The organism is Oerskovia sp. USHLN155, from assembly GCF_037145535.1.
GTDB lineage: Bacteria > Actinomycetota > Actinomycetes > Actinomycetales > Cellulomonadaceae > Oerskovia > Oerskovia rustica.
Genome location: NZ_JBBCXG010000003.1, coordinates 161,682 through 178,729, shown reverse-complemented (window position 1 = coordinate 178,729; position 17,048 = coordinate 161,682). Strand labels below are relative to the sequence as shown.

Below are 17,048 nucleotides of genomic sequence, written 5' to 3'. Positions count from 1 at the left end.
CATCATGCCGACCGACGCCCCCCGCGCGAGCCGAAGGGGCGGTCGCCTGTGGACAACCCGTACCGGTGTCGGCTCCGTGAAAGACTGTTCCCATGTCACAGCGCTTCCTCACCCTCGCGGACGTCACGGAGGAGCTCAACATCTCTGCGGCTCAGGCCTACGCGCTGGTCCGCAGCGGTGACCTCCCGGCGATCCAGGTCGGCGGACGAGGTCAGTGGCGGGTCGAGGCCAGCGAGCTCGAGGGCTACATCCAGCGCATGTACGCACAGACCCGCACCCGTATCGACGCGGGCGACTTCGAGTCCTGAGCTCCCGAGCGGTCGCCGTCGGCGTGACGCGATCGCCGCGCCACGCACCCCCTGCTCCCCCTGCACCTGCACCCGCCCCCTGGTCCGTCGCCTACGACTCGCTCACGCAGAGCAGCGCCGCGAACGGGACGGCTCGGCTGCTCCTCGCGCCGCCCCCGGTGTCCGTGACGTCCAGGTGGTCCTTGCCGACCCGTCCGACCCGTCCGTCGACCTCACCGGCGAGCGTCCGCACACGGACGACGGCGCGGTCGCGCATGAGCGCCCTCAGCAGGGCCGGCAGCCCGCGGCCGGCTCCTGTGCCGGAGGGCGCGGGGACGCCGTGCGCGCTGAGCCCGTCGAAGACCGTGACCGCGAGCAGAGGCACGACGTGCCGTCGATTCCCGTCCGCGAGCATGAACCAGTCGGCGGCGGCTGCCCGGACCTGACCGGTCAGGTGTGAACCGTCGGCGAGCCTGACCGTGACCGGCCGACCCTCGATGCTTCCCCGCAGGCGGTCTGCGAGCGAGATCGTGGCCTGCTCCGCACGGGTGAGGTCCGCGAGCACGTGGGCGTCAGCCTGGACGTCGGCGGCGTCGAGCTGTGCCTCGAGGTCGGCGAACAACAGGTCCCAGCGCACGCCCACACCGTAGCGGTCGGCCCGGGGGTTTCGTCCAGAGGCGTCCGAACTGCGAACTCCCTCTGGACAACCGAAGAACGGTCTAGTTTGATGTAGCACGATCAAAATGCATCAAACGCGATGATCGATCCGAGCACGGACCCGACGTCGTCGTCCATCTTCAGGGGGAAGCATGGCGCAGCACTCCGGACCCGACCACGCGAACGCGCGGCGAGACGCTCGACACGGCCCGCGGCTGGCCGCACTCGTCGCCCTCGCCGCCGCGACCAGCTCTGCCGCAGCCCTGCTCACCCTGCGGGTCCTGACGCTCGCGGACGACCTCCCCACCCCTCGCTTCGAGACCTATCTGGAGCTCCCGCTCGTCGGGGCGGGAGGCCTGCTCGCCGCCTGGGTCGCGATCAACTCCTTGCTCGCCGTGGCGTGCGTCCTCGTGCGCGCCGCGGGACACCGATGGTCGGCCGGCGAACGGATCGTCCGTCAGCACGCGCCGGCCCTCGTCCGCCGGCTCGCCAGCACGAGCGTCGCCGTGTCGGTCGGGGCAGGACTCGTCCTGGGCGCCGGCAGCGCCCAGGCGGCCGAGGTCGACCCCGCCGCCCCCGTCCCGGCACCCGCGGTCGTCGATCTCGGCTGGCAGAGCACGTCTCCCGAGCAGGCCGTCGCCCCGGAAGCGGCGCTCCCCGCAGCCGGACCGACGGAGGTTCTTGCCGACTCCGTCGCGGACAGCCCGGAGAGCGCGCCCCCGGTACCCGACGACCGCGAGCATCCCGCCGCCGAGACAGGTACCGACACAGGCACCCCGACGGTCGACCCCGGCAGCCCGATCTCCTCCGACCTGGGCACGGGGCAGACGGACGACGCCGTGCCGTCGACCGTCGCGCCAGGCGACCGGGACGCTGGGAGCCCCGCGCCACCCCCAACCGACGTGGTCTCGAGCACCGGCGCGGCGAGGCCCGGCCACGTCCCGCTCAGCGGGCTCCTGGGCGGCGCGCAGCGCGTCGTCCCGGCACCGCGGGCCGACAGCCCGCCCGCCGTGGCGTCGTCTGGCCCGACTCGGTCAGAGGGCTCCGGGACCGCCGTTCTCCTGCCCGACGTCGGGAACGACGCCTCGACCGTCTCGGTCGTCGTCCTGCGCGGCGACTCCCTCTGGTCCCTCGCCGAGCGAGCACTCGGCGAGGGGGCGACCGACGCGGAGGTCGCCGCGGAGTGGCAGCGCTGGTACGCGGCGAACACCGCGGTCATCGGCGAGGACCCCGACCTCATCAGACCAGGTCAGGTCCTACGGGCACCCCGAACTCCCTGACCCTGCAACCTCTGCACAGCACCGCCGACCTCGCACACCGTCCCACCGGTCGTCCTTCGACGCACCGGCCCGTGCCGACCCCAGGAGACGTCATGCCGATCACCGCCGTCCGCCACCATGCCCGCCCGATTCGTTCCGGTGCGGCCCCTCGCCTCGCCGCCCCGCCGGCCGCGCTCCCCCGAGCCGTCCCGCGGGGGCCCCGGGTCCTGACTTTCGGGGGTGCACCGCAGTTCCCCGTCGCCGAGGACCTTGCCGACAACGGTCGGCCCGTCACGTCGACGACGGAGCTCGTGCTGCCGGACCCGACGTCGATCTGCTGCTCGGTCGTCCGGGCCGCCGTCGAGGTGCTGCGCGGTGAACGCCCCGTCGCGCAGCTCCAGCGGTGGCTCGCCCCGGACGTCTTCGACGCACTGGGCCGACGCGCGCTGCTGATGCAGGGCTCCGCCGAGCCGGACGTGGCGGCACGGCCCGTCGTCATCCGCAGGGCGCGGCTCGTGCGCCTCGGCGAGACCACGGCCGAGGCCACGGTGGTCCTGGAGGACATGGACAGAGTGCGAGCGGCGGCCCTCCGACTCGAGGCCCGACGCGGCGTGTGGCGCGTCGTGGTCCTCGAGATCGGCTGACCGCCGCTCGCGGGTGTCCTCTCGGAGAGGGCTACTCCTCTTCGTTCAGACCGTGGCAGAGCTTGTACTTCTTGCCCGAGCCGCAGGGGCACTTGGCGTTGCGGGGCGTGCCGGGGAACGTGCGCCCGTCACCCTCGACCGCGGTCGCCTCGCCGTGCAGGGCGCGGCGGGCGCGGCGCGAGCCGTCTCCTGAGACCACGGCCTGACCCGAGCCGTCGTCGGACGGCGCCGAGTACTGCAGCGGCACCTGCTCGCTCGGGCCGTCGAGGCCCTTCGCGATGAGCGTCGGCTCGGCCTTCGGGGCAGGTGCGACCGGCGCGTCCACGAGCTCGTCCTCGACAGGCTCGTCCTGAACAGCGTCGGCCTGCGCCTGCGCCGCCGCCTGGGCCTGCGCAGCCTCAGCAGCAGCCTTGGCGTCCGCCGCAGCCTTCGCCGCGGCCCCGGCCGCCGCGGCGGCCCCCGCGGCCCCGGCGGTACCGCCGAAGGCCTGACCGGCCACCGACTGCGCGGCAGCCGCGGCCGAGACCGGGTTGACCGGCGACGCGCCGGGCTCGGCGACCTTGACCTCGAGGTTGAACAGGAAGCCGACCGACTCCTCCTTGATGGCCTCGGTCATGGCCTGGAAGAGCTGGAAGCCCTCGCGCTGGTACTCCACGAGCGGGTCGCGCTGCGCCATGGCGCGCAGCCCGATGCCCTCCTTGAGGTAGTCCATCTCGTAGAGGTGCTCGCGCCACTTGCGGTCCAGCACCGAGAGCACCACGCGGCGTTCGAGCTGACGCATGTTCGAGCTGCCCAGCGACGCCTCGCGGTCCTGGTAGGCCACGCGGGCGTCGGACAGGATCTCCTCGAGGATCAGCTCACGCGTCAGACGCGTGGCTCCCCCGGCCTGCTCGAGCACCTCGTCGACCTCGATCGAGACCGGGTACACCGCGCGCAGCGCCGTCCACAGGGCCTCGAGGTCCCAGTGCTCCGGGTTGCCCTCGGACGTGGCGCCGTCGACGTAGGCCGTGACGACGTCCGTGATGAAGTGCTGGACCTGCTCCTGCATGTCCTCGCCCTGGAGCACGCGGCGACGCTCGTCGTAGATGACGGTGCGCTGGCGCGAGAGGACGTCGTCGTACTTGAGGACGTTCTTGCGGATCTCGAAGTTGCGCGCCTCGACCTGGCCCTGCGCGCTCGCGATGCCGCGCGTGACGATCTTCGACTCGAGGGGCACGTCGTCGGGGAAGCCCGCGCGGTTCATCATCGACTCGGCGAGACCCGAGTTGAACAAGCGCATCAGGTCGTCCTGCATCGACAGGTAGAAGCGGGACTCGCCCGGGTCTCCCTGACGGCCGGAACGACCACGGAGCTGGTTGTCGATACGACGCGACTCGTGGCGCTCGGTGCCCAGGACGTAGAGCCCGCCGAGCTCGGTGACCTCGTCGTGCTCAGCGGCCACGGCGGCCTTGGCGCGCTCGACGGCCTCGGGCCACGCGGCCTCGTACTCGTCGGGGTTCTCCGCGGCGTCGAGCCCGCGCGCGGCGAGGTCGGCGACCGCCATGAACTCGGCGTTGCCACCGAGCATGATGTCGGTACCACGGCCGGCCATGTTGGTCGCGACCGTGACCGAGCCCTTGCGACCCGCCTGCGCGACGATCGCGGCCTCGCGCTCGTGCTGCTTGGCGTTGAGGACCTCGTGCGGGACGCCCTGCTTCTTGAGCTTCGAGGACAGGAGCTCGGACTTCTCGACGCTCGTGGTGCCGACCAGGACCGGCTGCCCCTCGGCGTGGCGCTCGACGATGTCCGCGACGACGGCGTCGAACTTGCCCTCCTCGTTCTTGTACACGAGGTCGGGCTGGTCCACGCGCTGCATCTTGCGGTTCGTGGGGATGGGCACGACGCCCAGCTTGTACGTGCCCTGGAACTCGGCGGCCTCGGTGTCGGCCGTACCGGTCATCCCGGAGATCTTGTCGTACAGGCGGAAGTAGTTCTGGAGCGTGATCGTGGCGAGCGTCTGGTTCTCCGCCTTGATCTGCACGCCCTCCTTGGCCTCGATGGCCTGGTGCATGCCCTCGTTGTAGCGACGGCCCGCGAGGATACGGCCCGTGTGCTCGTCGACGATCATGACCTCGCCGTTGAGCACGACGTAGTCCTTGTCGCGCTTGAAGAGCTCCTTGGCCTTGATCGCGTTGTTGAGGAACCCGATGAGCGGCGTGTTGAGCGACTCGTACAGGTTCTCGATGCCGAGGTAGTCCTCGACCTTCGCGATGCCGGGCTCGAGCACACCGATGGTGCGCTTCTTCTCGTCGACCTCGTAGTCCGCCTCCGGGCTCAGGCGGCGGACGACCTTGGCGAACTCGCCGTACCAGCGGTTCGCGTCGCCCGACGCGGGGCCCGAGATGATGAGCGGGGTACGCGCCTCGTCGATGAGGATCGAGTCGACCTCGTCGACGATCGCGAAGTTGTGGCCGCGCTGCACCAGGTCGTCGGTGCTCCACGCCATGTTGTCGCGCAGGTAGTCGAAGCCGAACTCGTTGTTCGTCCCGTACGTGATGTCCGCGGCGTACTGCTCGCGACGCACGGCGGGCGTCTGGCCCGAGATGATGCAGCCGGTCGTGAGGCCGAGGGCGCGGAAGACGCGGCCCATCAGGTCGCTCTGGTACTTGGCCAGGTAGTCGTTGACCGTGACGACGTGCACGCCCTTGCCCGTGAGCGCGTTGAGGTACGCGGGGAAGGTGCCGACGAGGGTCTTGCCCTCACCGGTCTTCATCTCGGCGATGTTCCCCAGGTGCAGGGCCGCACCGCCCATGAGCTGCACGTCGTAGGCGCGCTGCCCGAGGGTGCGGCGGGCGGCCTCACGGACCGCGGCGAACGCCTCGGGGAGGATCTCGTCGAGCGTCGCGCCGTTCTCGAGCCGTTCCTTGAAGCGGTCGGTCTCCTCGCGCAGCTCCTCGTCGGTCAGGTCCTCGAAGCTGGGCTCCAGCTTGTTGACCTGCTCTGCCAGGCCGGACAACTTCTTCAGGATCCGGCCCTCGCCGAAGCGCAGGACCTTCTCGAGGATCGCAGGCACGCAGTACTCCCGTATCGATCGAGCCCCCGGGCCGGACGGTCCGGGGCGAATGCGAGGCGACCACCTGGCGGCAGTCGGCTGGATCACACCACAGACCATCGTAGGCGAGTCCGGCACATGGGTGGGCTTCTGTCCGGTACCTGTGGTTTCGCTCTCCGGCGAAACGCACGGTCCGGGGCGCGAGAGCTACCCGGCAGCCCCGGCGTCCACCCGCCCGACCTCTGCCGCGAGCGCGGGCGCCAGGTCCCCCGCCGGCCCGACGACGACGTCCGCCAGCCCCAACCAGGTCGCCATGAGGCGGAGCTCGGCCGCGAGCGCCGGCGCGGTGCCCGCGTCGGCGTGCTCCTCGCGGTGCGCCGACAGGACCCTGAGCAGCCCGGCGCGACGGTCCGCCTTGAGGTCGACCTTCGCGGTGATGCGGTCGCCCTGGAGGAACGGCAGCACGTAGTAGCCGTGGACCCGCTTGGCCGCGGGCACGTAGATCTCGATGCGGTAGTACGTGCCGAAGAGTCGTTCGAGGCGGGTGCGCTCGAACACGAGGGGGTCGAAAGGGCTGAGCAGCGCGCGTCCCTGGGCGCGACGCGGGAGGGCGGCGTCGCGGTGCAGGTACGTGGTCTCGTCCCAGCCCCGGACCTCGACGGGGCGGAGCACGCCGTCCTCGACGAGCTCGGCCAGCGCGCGGCGCGGGGCCGGGCCCTTGAGCCGGAAGTAGTCCTGGAAGCAGCGCAGCGTCCCGACGCCGTGCGCCCGCGCCCCGATCTCCAGCAGGCGGCGGACGGCGTCCTCGTCGCTCACGGGCGGCGCGGCGAGCACCGCGGGCGGCAGGACCCGCTCGGTCAGGTCGTAGCAGCGCTCGAACGCGGCGTTGCGGCGCGCCGCAGTGATCTCGCCCGTGAAGAAGAGGAGCTCGAGGGCCCGCTTGGCCAGCGACCAGTTCCAGCCCCACTCCACCGTGCCGCGCGCCTCGCCCATGCCCTGGGCCTCGAGGATCTCGTGGACCTCGCTCGCCGTGACCGGCCCGCGCTCGGTCACGATCCGCCGGACGTGCTCCACGACGGCCGAGTGGGAGGCCTCGACCCCGCTGATCGACCCCCACGCCTCGGTGCGGTACGCGCGCTGGCGCCACTCCAGGAGCCGGTAGGTCTCGGGCGGGACGTAGGACGCGACGTGCGCCCAGTACTCGACGAGCCGGCGCGGTGCGCGTCCCGCGGCCCGGTCGAGCAGCGACACGTCGTACGGGCCGAGCCGCGAGTACAGCGGGACGAGGTGGGCCCGGGCCAGGACGTTGACCGAGTCGATCTGCAGGAGCCCGAGCCGGTCCACGGTGCGCTGCACCTGGCGCAGCGTGACCTCCCGGGGCGCGGCGGCGTCGGGCCGTGGAGCGTGCAGGCCCTGCGCGGCGAGGGCGACCCTGCGGGCCTGGGCGAGCGACATCGACTCGGTCTTCACCCGGTCCATCCTGCCGCGCGCCACCGACACCCGCCCGGACGCACCGACGGGGTGGCGCCGCCTGGTCGGCGACGTCACCCCGTCGGGTCAGCTGGTGGCGGCGGTCAGCCCGCCTCGGGTGCGGCCTTGGTGCCGCCTGCGCACGACGTGTCGAGCGCGATGACCCCGTAGCTCCATCCACGGCGCCGGTAGGCGACCGAGGGGCGGGCCGTCTCCACGTCGACGAAGAGGTAGAAGTCGTGGCCCACCATCTCCATCTCGTAGAGGGCGTCGTCGATCGTCATGGGCTCTGCGGAGTGGAGCTTCTGACGGATGACGACGGGCGAGTCGCCGAGCTGGGTCTCGACCGCGTCCCCCGGTGCTGCCGGGTGCTCCGGCGCGGGCTCGGGGTGCTTGTCCTCCGGGATGAACGGCCGGACGTCGACGGGCGGTGCGGGGTTGTTGTTGCGGTGGTTCTTGCGACGGTCGCTGACGCGTCGCAGCCTCTCCTGGAGCTTGTTCATGGCCAGGTCGAGTGCCCCGAACCGGTCGTCTGCTGCCGCCTCGGCGCGGACGACGGGTCCCTTGGCGCGGACGGTCAGCTCGACCCTCTCGCGCACCTCGGACAGTCGGGGGTTGTTCTCGTGGGTGACCTCGACGTCGATCCGCTGGGCGGTCGGTGCGAGCTGCTCGAACTTCGCGAGCTTTTCTTCCACGTGTCGGCGGAAGCGGTCAGCCACTTCCGTGTGCCTGCCGACGACAACGATCTCCATGTGAGCCTCCGCAAAGGGTCTCGGACGCTCTCGGTGCTTCCAGAGCGTCCCGTGTGGTCCTGGGTCTGGCTCCCCCGAGGGGGATCCGGAGTACCTATCACCTCCCTGCCCGAGGACCTTGCCTCGGGTCGATCGCTCTGTGGCCGCACGGGTCCCCTACCAACCGTTCCCCGTGACGACTGGTCCCCAGGTTAACCCTCCCGGTAGGTAAAGGCAGCATCTTCGGGAGATGAACTTCAGGTGGCGCGTCACCTCGCCGCGGAGGGGGTGTCGCGCCGAGCGCGACCGCGCCCAGGACCCGGGCGCCAGCGTCCTCCAGCGCCCGTTCGCACGCCGCGAGCGTGGCCCCGGTGGTGAGCACGTCGTCCACCAGGAGGCAGACGGCTCCTGGTCGCGGGAGGCCCCGGCGCGCCGCGCGGCGGGCGACGCGCACGCCCCGGAGGCGTGCGCCCCGGCTCCTCGACCCCAGGCCCACCTGGTCCCGCCCGTGCCGTCCCCGCTGCGCCAGGACGGGCGCCGCGGCCGCGTCGACCCCGGCGTCCGCGAGGCCGCGGGCGAGGGCCCTGGCGAGCCCCTGGACGGGCTCGGAACCGCGTGCGCGGCGCGCCGCGGCGGACGACGGCGCGGGCACGACCAGGACGCGCGCCGGTGCGCCGGACCGCGCACCCTCCCCCGGCCCGACGGCGCCGCGCACCCAGGGTGCGACGGCACGCCCGGCGCGGTACGCGGCCCCCTCGACGACCGTCGAGAGGTCGTGACGCCCCTTGTCCTTCCACGACACCACGATGCCCCGGAGCGGGCCGGCGTACGGTGCGAGAACCCACACGGGCAGCGGCGGGGTCCCGTCCATCCGGTCGAGCCGCGGAGCGTCGGCCTCGCGACGGGTCGGGGCGCGGTCCAGGACCTGAGCGCACGCCGAGCAGAGCGGGACGTCCCGCGCACCGCAGCCGGGGCACTCGACCGGGACGAGCAGGCGCGAGAGCGTGCGTGCCCACCCGCTCAGGGCGACGAGGAGGCCGGGGAGGCGAGCGGGCTCGGGCTGCTGGGGACGGTGGCGCACGCACGCGATCGTGCAGGACTGCCGGTCGGCGCCGTCGCCGTCGGGAACGCGCCTGTGGACGGCTGCGCCGAGCGCGAGCCTGTGCACGGCCCGCTCACGGCCCCCTGCCGCAGGGCGCCTCGGCCTCAGCCCGGGAACGCCGGCAGCGCGACGTTCTCGATCCGCTTCTCCCAGACGGCGCCCGACCGGCTTCGCCCGAACAGCGTCCCGTCCTGGGTGAGCACCTGGACCGTCCGGTCGCCGTCGCCCGCGCTGATCGCCGTCGCCCCCGCCACCGGTGAGAGCCTCGTGGTCTCGCCACCGACCAGGACGAGGTGGACCGTCGGGGCGGCCTCCGTGTCGTCGGTGCCCAGGACCGCGAGCGTCGTCTCGTCGGCCCAGACGACCTGCGAGGCCGAGGTGATGGGAGCACCGACCCGGAAGGGTTCCGAGAGCCCCGTCGGGACGTCCTTCTCGTCGCGCACGATCCCGGCGACCTCCACCCGGGTGCCCGTACCGTCCGAGCTGACCACCGCGATCCGGGCGCCGTCGTGCGCGACGCGGATCGACTGCACGGTGCGCCCCGCCAACCACGGCGCGGCGACCGTGACAGGTTCGCCCGCCTCCGCGAGGTCCGCACGGACGACCTGCAGCGCGCCCGACTGCGCCATGGGACCCGACCACACCCCGCCGAACCGGTCGACGCTCGGCGCGAGCAGGTCCTCGCCCGTCAGGAGCGGGACCTGCGGCAGGTTCTTGGTCGCGAGCCGGACGAGCCCGTCCGAGCCGTCGCGGACCACGAGCGGGCGCGCGTTGCTGCCCTGCGCCAGCGCGGTGGCGGTGGTCCCGGCGAGCGAGACCGCCGGGGACAAGGAGGTCGCCTGGTCCGCGCCGCCGTCGAGCGCCTTGATCTCGCCCTCCGCCGCGACGACCTCGCTCCCCTCCGTCACCGCCTTGATCGGCACCGTCCCGCCCGTGGGGGTGCTCAGCAGGTCCTCCCCGCGGTAGAGGTTGACGGTGAGCGGCAACGCGTCGAAGAGCGTCGCCTCGAGCTGGGCCTTGAGGAGCGCGCGGTCCTCGGGCGGCGCGAGCGAGATCGTGTCCGTCAGCCGGACCTCGGTGACGCCGCCCTCGCTCGGCACCGCGTCGATGCTCAGACGCGTTCCCTCGGGGACCACGGGCGCCGTCGCGCCCCTCAGCCACTCGACCGGTCCGATCAGGATCTCGGTCACGGCGCTCGTCTGCCACCCCCTGTTGGGGAACCAGCGGTCGTCGGGGACGAGCACCTCACGGTCGGCCGACGGGAAGTACAGGCGGGTCTGCCGGAAGGCCGCCTGGAAGCTGCTCTCGGAGAGCAGCAGCCCGTCCTCGGCCGTCTCGATCCGCCACTGTCCGTCACCCTGGCGAACCAGCCCGAACGACACCGGGACGGCGCCCTCCCCGCGGGGGACGTCCTCGGTGTAGACGCCACGCTTGTCCAGGGCCCCGACGACCGTCGCGCTGCCCGTGACCGTCACCTGCCCCGTCTTCACGGCCTCCTCGTCCATCGTCAGGTCGAGGTCGCCGTCGAAGACCAGGACCTGGGAGTCCCAGCTCCAGGCGTCGGCGTCCGTGAGGAACTCCTGGGCGACGTCGAAGTCACCGGCCGGTCCGGCCGCCTGCGCGGTCAGGAAGCCCGACACGATCCGCACCGGGTCGTCACCCGCGACCGGTCCCCGCGCGCGCAGCCCCGGGGCGTTGAAACCCTGCACCACGTCGCTGCCACGGATCACCGGGCCCGAGGTCGGGATCGACGCGCAGCCGGACAGCGCGAGGGCCGCCACCACGAGCCCTGCTCCGAGGGCGCTCGTCGGCCTGCCGGGTCGTCGCTCGGTCATCGTGCCTGCTCCTCGTCGACGGACGTACCCGGTCGTTCGGTGACGACGCCCTGGCGGACGAACGTGAGGTTCTCGTCAGGGAGGACGGGAAGGGCCGAGGGGCTCGTGGTGCCCTCCGTCGGGTCCTCGACCCGCTCGATCTGTCCCGTCGGCGGGCGCAGACCGCGTCCGTGCGTCGGCTCCTCGGGCACCAGCGGGAGCGGCGACGCCTCGAGCCGGATCCCGGCGCGCAGCGGGAGCGTGAGACGGAAGGCGGCCCCCTGGCCAGGGCGCCCCCAGACCTCGAGCCACCCACCGTGCAGGTGCGCGTCCTCGAGCGAGATGGCGAGGCCGAGCCCCGTCCCCCCGGTCGTGCGGGCGCGCGCCGGGTCGGCCCGCCAGAAGCGGTCGAACACGTGCAGCGCCTCGTCCTGCGTCATCCCGACGCCGTGGTCGCGGACCACCACCGCGACCGCGTACCGGTCGTGGGCCACCGTGATCTCGACGGGCTTCTCCTCGGCGTGCTCGATCGCGTTGACCACGAGGTTGCGCACGATCCGTTCGACCCGACGAGGGTCGACGTCCGCGGTCACGGCCTCGTCGGGGAGGTGCACCGACATCCACACGCCCTTACGCTCCGCGAGCGGCGCGGCGAGCTCGACGGCCGCGTTGACCACGTCCCGCACGTCGCGGCGCTCGGCGTCGAGCTGCGCGGCCCCCGCGTCGAACCGGCTGATCTCCAGCAGGTCGGCCAGGAGGTCCTCGAACCGGTCGAGCTGGGTCTGGAGGAGCTCGGCCGACCGCTTGGACGCGGGGTCGAAGTCGTCGCGCGAGGCGTGCAGGACCTCGCCCGCCATCCGGATCGTCGTGAGCGGCGTGCGCAGCTCGTGCGACACGTCCGACACGAAGCGCCGCTGCAGCAAGGACAGCTCCTCCATGCGGCCGATCTGGAGCTGCAGGCTCTCCGCCATCTCGTTGAACGACCGGGCGAGCGTCGCGAGCTCGTCGTGGCCCTTGACCGGGAGGCGCTCGTTCAGGTGCCCGTCGGCGAGCCGCTCCGCGACCCCCGCGGCGTTGCGGACCGGCTGGACCGCCTGGCGGGTCACGACCCAGGTGATGAGCCCCAGGATGCCCACGACGAACACCGCACCGACGACCAGGGTCCCCTGGAGGAACGAGAGGGTCTCCTGCTCGGGCGCGAGCGTGTACAGGAAGTAGAGCTCGTAGACACCGACCGTCGGCACCTGGACCTTCGACCCCACGAGGACCCCGGGGTCCACGGGCGAGTGCGGGTCGGACGGGTCGCGCGGGATCGCGACCGACTGGAGCTCGCGGCCGTCGCTCTCCATGACCGCGGCCCGGAGCTCGTCCGAGACCAGGCTCGCGAGCTGGTTGTCGGTGCTCACGTCGTTGAGGCGCGACGGCGCCCCCTCGGGCCGCATGAGGAAGATCTTGCGGTCGGGGCTGCCGCTCGTGCGCAGGGTGTTGTGCACGTCGAGCAGGAGGGTCTGGATCTCGGAGTCCTTGGTCTTGGACACCGAGGCCGTGAACAGGCTCTGGGCCTGCTGGATCGAGTTGGCGCTCTCGACGTTGATCTGCTCGAGGCGCTGGTCGAACAGGCCGTCGCGCATCGTGCTCGACAGGTACGCGCCGAGTGCCGCGACCGTGATCACCCCGACGACGAGCGCGGTCCCGACCACGCGGAGCTGCATCGACGACCGGGCCCGCCAGGTGAGGCGACCGACCGTGGCGCGCAGGCGCCGTCGGGCGCGACGGAACGACCGCCCCACCCGCGCGCGCAGCGACGGAGCGCTCACCCGCGCGCCGCACCCGCCTTGTACCCGACGCCGCGCACGGTCAGGACGATCTCCGGGTTCTCCGGGTCGTGCTCGACCTTCGACCGCAGGCGCTGCACGTGGACGTTGACCAGGCGCGTGTCCGCCGCGTGACGGTAGCCCCAGACCTTCTCGAGGAGGACCTCGCGCGTGAAGACCTGCCAGGGCTTGCGGGCGAGCGCGACCAGGAGGTCGAACTCGAGGGGCGTGAGCGCGATGGGGCGGCCGTCGCGCGTGACCCGGTGCCCGGTCACGTCGATCTCGACGTCGCCGATCGCGAGGTGCTCGGGGGCGGGCTCGTCCGAGCGGCGCAGGCGGGCCCGGATCCGCGCGACGAGCTCCTTGGGCTTGAACGGCTTGGAGATGTAGTCGTCCGCGCCGGACTCCAGGCCGAGCACGACGTCGACCGTGTCGCTCTTGGCCGTGAGCATGATGATGGGCACCCCCGACTCCGCACGGATCAGACGGCACACCTCGGTGCCGTCCTTGCCGGGCAGCATGAGGTCCAGCAGGACGAGGTCCGGCTGGGTGCTGCGGAACGCGGCCAGAGCGAGGTCCCCGTCCGCGCAGAACACCGGGTCGAACCCCTCGGACCGCAGCACGATGCCGATCATCTCGGCGAGAGCGGTGTCGTCGTCGACCACAAGCACACGTACCTTCATGGCCCCATTTTGCCATCGACCGCGGGCTCGTCGGTCCGACCCACCGTGGGGCGGCCGGTGTTCACCCGAACGGCCCGGCCGCCGCGTCGGCCGGTCCCCCGTACTAGGGTGGTCCGCTACCGGGCCGGACGCCGTCGTGGCGTCGTGCACGGCCTCATCAGGACGAGCCCTCGGGGCCCGACAGAACCGAGCGGGGACAGCAGAGCAGATGACGACGCCCGACGACGCCGGCACGCCAGCACCGGACGACACCCCGCGCTACGGCCAGCGCGCCCCGCAGCCACCGGCGGGCGCGACGCCACCCGTCGGCGGGCCGCCCGCGCAGCCCGGTCGGTACGGCCCCCCGGCACAGTCCGGCCAGCCTGCGCCGGCCCAGCCCACGTCGAACGCGTGGGGGCAGCCGCAGTACGGGCAGCAGGGCCAGTACGGCCAGCCCTCCGGCGAGCCCGGCGAGCACGGTGCGCCGCAGCACGGGCAGTACGGCCAGCCCGGCCAGTACGGCGCACCGCAGTACGGCGGCCCCCCGCAGCCCGGCTACGGTCCGCCGTCCTTCGCGGGCAAGCCCTACGCCCCGCCCGCGAACAAGCCCGGCATCATCCCGCTGCGCCCGCTGAGCCTCGGCGAGATCTTCGACGGCGCGTTCGGTGCGATCCGCGCCAACCCCAAGGTGATGCTCGGGATGAGCGCGACCGTGATCGCGATCGCGACGGTCCTCGGGCTCGGCCTGGGCGTGCTGATCAGCGGGATCTTCTCGCCCCAGCTCGCCCAGATCGAGGCGGAGCTGAGCGTCGAGATGGGCGCCGACGCCACGGGCCTCACGGAGATGTTTCCCCTCCTCGGCGCCTCGATGGTGTCCTCGGTCGTGCTCGCCCTCGCGATGCCCGTCGTCAACGGCCTGCTCATCACCTCGGTGGGCCAGTCCGTGATCGGTCGCAAGGCGAGCGCGGGCGAGGTCTGGGCCCAGGCGAAGTCGAAGATCTGGCCCCTGCTGGGCTTCTCGATCCTCTGGTCGATCGCGCTCGGGGCCGTCTGGTTCGTCTACCTGCTCCTCACGGTCCTCGCGTTCACGGCCGACGTCGGCCTCGGCATCGCCGTCGCGCTCCTCGGGCTGCTGGGTCTTGCCGTGTTCGGCTGCTGGTTCCTCGTCCGCACGCTCCTCGTCCCGCCGGCCATGGTCCTCGAGGGCCAGGGCTTCGCGAGCGGCGTGAAGCGCGGCTGGACCGTCTCTCGCGGCTCGTTCTGGCGGCTGCTCGGGATCTACCTCCTGGCCTCCGTCGCGGTCGGCACCATCACCTGGCTCGTCTCGCAGCCGTTCGGGATCATCGGCGGCATGGTCTCGCTCATGAGCATGTTCGCGATGTATGCGATCGTGGCCGTGGGGTCGATCGTCACGGGGGTCATCAGCGCGGTGTTCCTCGCGGGCGTCGTCTCGCTGCTCTACATCGACGTCCGCATGCGCCGCGAGGGGCTGGACGTCGAGCTCACGGCCGCGGCCGAAGAGCACACGGGCCACGGCCCGGCGTGACCGGCGCGCTCCCTGCGTCGCTCGCCGCCTGGCAGGCGGCCGCACCGGCGCGCCTCGGCCTTGCGCAGGGTGTGCGGTGGGACGTCCCGGTCGTCCCCGACGCCGACACCGCACGGCAGTGGCTGAAGGAGGAGCTCCTCGACCCCGTGTACGTGGACCAGCCCTCGCTCCTGTCGCGCTTCATCGACTGGCTGACCGGCCTGTTCACCGACGTCCGGGTCCTCGACGTGAACCCCGTCGTGGCCTCGCTCGTGATCGTCGGGCTCGTCCTCGTCGTAGCGGTGGTCGCCTACGTGGTCACGGGCCCGGTCCGCCTGTCCCGCAAGGCCCGTTCGTCGGTCGCTGTGTTCGACGACGACGAGCGCTCGGCCAAGGAGCTCCGGGCCGCGGCCGACGCCGCCGCCTCGGTGGGCGACTGGCCGACCGCCGTCGTGGAGCGCTACCGCGCCGTCGTGCGCTCGCTCGAGGAGCGCGTGATCCTGGACCCGCGCCCCGGTCGCACGGCCCACGAGGCCGCGGACGACGCCGCCCTGCGACTCCCGGCGCTCGCCGACCGGCTCACGGTCGGCGCGCGCCTGTTCGACGACGTCCGGTACGGCAAGGTGTCGGTGGGCCCAGCGGCCGACCAGGCGCTGCGAGAGCTCGACGCCGCGACCCTCGCCACGACGCCGACGCCGCCCGCCCACCTGCTCGGCGGCCTGGAGCCCGACTCCCCCGCGCAGGCGCCCACCCCCTCGGGAGGCTCCCGGTGACGACTGGTCTCGACGCACCGCCGCCCCCCGTCTCGGCACCCGACACGACCGCCGCAGCCGTCACCACGGCCTACGTCCCTGTGCGCGTGACGGGCGACGGCACCACGACCGGCTCCCGTGCCGCACGCCGGTGGCGGGCCGCGCGCTGGCCTCTCGCCGTGCTGCTCCTGATCGCGATCGTCGCGGGGCTCGCCGCACTGTCGCGACCCGCTGTCTCGAGCACCCCGTTCGCCCCGGACAACGCCGGGCCGAACGGTGCCCGGGCCCTTGCCCAGGTGCTGGGCGACCAGGGCGTCGACGTCGAGCACGTGACCACGACCGCGGACGCGGTCTCCCGCGCCGACGCCGGGACGACGCTCCTCGTCACCTCCGACCTCAACCTCCTGCCCGAGCAGGTCGACGCGATCCTGGCGACCGAGGCCGACCTGGTGCTCCTCGAGCCGGGGTACGACCTGCTGGAGGGCGCGACCGACGGGGCCGCGACCCTGGGCGACGACTGGTCGTCGCCCGACGCCCTGCGGAGCCCGCAGTGCACCGACCCCGACGCGACCGCCGCCGAGGAGATCCGCAGCACGGGCTACGGCTTCACCTCGACCGGCCCCGGGTCGGTCGTCTGCTTCCCCGGCGACGACAGCCCGCCCGACACCGGCGCCTACCTGGTCCACGAGGGCGACCGCCGCGTCGTCGCGCTCGACGACGCGGGGCTGATCACCAACTCCCGGATCGACCAGGACGGCAACGCGGCCCTCGCGCTGCGCTCGCTCGGCCGGCACGAGACCCTGACCTGGTTCGTCCCCGACCTCCTGGACACCTCGTCCACGGACACCTCCGTCGCAGGGGCGGCCACGCTGCCACCGTGGGTGCCGATCGTCCTCGTCCAGCTCCTCGTGGTCGCCCTGTTCGCGGCGCTCTGGCGCGGACGCCGCCTCGGTCCGCTCGTGACCGAGGACCTCCCGGTCGTCGTCCGCGCGTCGGAGACGACACGCGGCCGGGGGCGCCTGTACCGCCGGTCCCGCTCGCGCGGCCACGCCGCAGCAGGTCTGCGGGCTCACAGCGCCGATCGCATGGCCTCACGCCTGGGCCTGCCCCGGTCCGCAGCCGCCCCCGCGCTGATCGACGCGGTCGTCCGCGCCACGCACCGCCCGGCCGAGCAGGTCGCGCACCTCCTGTACGGCCCACCACCCGCCGACGACGCAGCGCTGCTCGAGCTCGCACGTCACCTTGACCAGTTGGAGAGCGAGGTCTTCCACCCGTGACGCACCACCCCGAGGGGTCGAAC

General features: G+C 72.8%; 14 protein-coding genes. 6 read left to right on the top strand and 8 right to left on the bottom strand.

Annotation, left to right across the window (positions count from 1 at the left end; translation table 11 throughout):
• Positions 1-92: 92 nt before the first annotated feature.
• Positions 93-308 (top strand): helix-turn-helix domain-containing protein, encoded by a 216-nt coding sequence (locus WFH32_RS05650; RefSeq protein WP_138823467.1) that lies wholly within the window; start codon positions 93-95, stop codon positions 306-308.
• A 91-nt stretch (positions 309-399) separates the two neighbouring features.
• On the opposite strand, the gene WFH32_RS05645 is transcribed toward WFH32_RS05650, so the two are convergent.
• Entirely contained in the window at positions 400-924 is a 525-nt protein-coding gene (locus tag WFH32_RS05645; RefSeq protein WP_191794139.1) for a hypothetical protein, read from the bottom strand.
• A 172-nt stretch (positions 925-1,096) separates the two neighbouring features.
• Between WFH32_RS05645 and WFH32_RS05640 the strand changes: the two genes are divergently transcribed.
• Together WFH32_RS05640 and WFH32_RS05635 are read left to right on the top strand one after the other, a co-directional pair.
• Positions 1,097-2,224 carry a LysM peptidoglycan-binding domain-containing protein gene (locus WFH32_RS05640; RefSeq protein WP_336706445.1) on the top strand — a complete coding sequence of 376 codons (1,128 nt, stop codon included), beginning with the start codon at positions 1,097-1,099 and terminating at the stop codon, positions 2,222-2,224.
• Positions 2,225-2,316: 92 nt separating this feature from the next.
• Positions 2,317-2,847 carry an Rv3235 family protein gene (locus tag WFH32_RS05635; RefSeq protein WP_191794141.1) on the top strand — a complete coding sequence of 177 codons (531 nt, stop codon included), beginning with the start codon at positions 2,317-2,319 and terminating at the stop codon, positions 2,845-2,847.
• A 31-nt stretch (positions 2,848-2,878) separates the two neighbouring features.
• Here WFH32_RS05635 and secA read toward each other — a convergent pair whose 3' ends face one another.
• From secA to mtrA, 7 genes are all read right to left on the bottom strand, one after another.
• Positions 2,879-5,899 carry a preprotein translocase subunit SecA gene (gene secA, locus WFH32_RS05630; protein WP_191794142.1) on the bottom strand — a complete coding sequence of 1,007 codons (3,021 nt, stop codon included), beginning with the start codon at positions 5,897-5,899 and terminating at the stop codon, positions 2,879-2,881.
• A gap of 186 nt (positions 5,900-6,085) precedes the next feature.
• Positions 6,086-7,357: a winged helix-turn-helix domain-containing protein gene (locus WFH32_RS05625; protein WP_336706442.1), complete on the bottom strand. Its 1,272-nt coding sequence runs from the start codon at positions 7,355-7,357 to the stop codon at positions 6,086-6,088.
• 95 nt (positions 7,358-7,452) lie between these two features.
• The gene (gene hpf / locus WFH32_RS05620) at positions 7,453-8,100 is read right to left on the bottom strand and encodes a ribosome hibernation-promoting factor, HPF/YfiA family (protein WP_191794144.1); all 648 of its coding nucleotides are present in this window, start codon (positions 8,098-8,100) and stop codon (positions 7,453-7,455) included.
• A 97-nt stretch (positions 8,101-8,197) separates the two neighbouring features.
• Entirely contained in the window at positions 8,198-9,160 is a 963-nt protein-coding gene (locus WFH32_RS05615) for a ComF family protein (protein WP_336706440.1), read from the bottom strand.
• A 125-nt stretch (positions 9,161-9,285) separates the two neighbouring features.
• Complete coding sequence (locus tag WFH32_RS05610) at positions 9,286-11,016, bottom strand: LpqB family beta-propeller domain-containing protein (RefSeq protein WP_336706438.1); 1,731 nt, start codon at positions 11,014-11,016, stop codon at positions 9,286-9,288.
• On the bottom strand, positions 11,013-12,707 hold the full coding sequence (gene mtrB / locus WFH32_RS05605) for an MtrAB system histidine kinase MtrB (protein ID WP_191794265.1): 1,695 nt from the start codon (positions 12,705-12,707) through the stop codon (positions 11,013-11,015). Before mtrB ends, WFH32_RS05610 begins: the two co-directional genes overlap by 4 nt.
• 101 nt (positions 12,708-12,808) lie before the next feature.
• Entirely contained in the window at positions 12,809-13,492 is a 684-nt protein-coding gene (mtrA, locus tag WFH32_RS05600; protein ID WP_138823451.1) for an MtrAB system response regulator MtrA, read from the bottom strand.
• A gap of 208 nt (positions 13,493-13,700) precedes the next feature.
• On the opposite strand from mtrA, the gene WFH32_RS05595 reads away from it, so the two are divergent.
• Genes WFH32_RS05595 through WFH32_RS05585 form a run of 3 tightly spaced genes read left to right on the top strand, consistent with a single transcriptional unit; the run spans position 13,701 to position 17,025 of the window.
• On the top strand, positions 13,701-15,017 hold the full coding sequence (locus WFH32_RS05595) for a hypothetical protein (RefSeq protein ID WP_336706435.1): 1,317 nt from the start codon (positions 13,701-13,703) through the stop codon (positions 15,015-15,017).
• Complete coding sequence (locus tag WFH32_RS05590) at positions 15,014-15,769, top strand: DUF4129 domain-containing protein (RefSeq protein ID WP_191794148.1); 756 nt, start codon at positions 15,014-15,016, stop codon at positions 15,767-15,769. The genes WFH32_RS05595 and WFH32_RS05590 overlap by 4 nt, the downstream gene beginning before the upstream one ends.
• Positions 15,766-17,025, top strand: coding sequence for a DUF4350 domain-containing protein (locus tag WFH32_RS05585; RefSeq protein ID WP_336706433.1), 1,260 nt, complete (start codon positions 15,766-15,768; stop codon positions 17,023-17,025). The genes WFH32_RS05590 and WFH32_RS05585 overlap by 4 nt, the downstream gene beginning before the upstream one ends.
• Positions 17,026-17,048 lie beyond the last annotated feature (23 nt).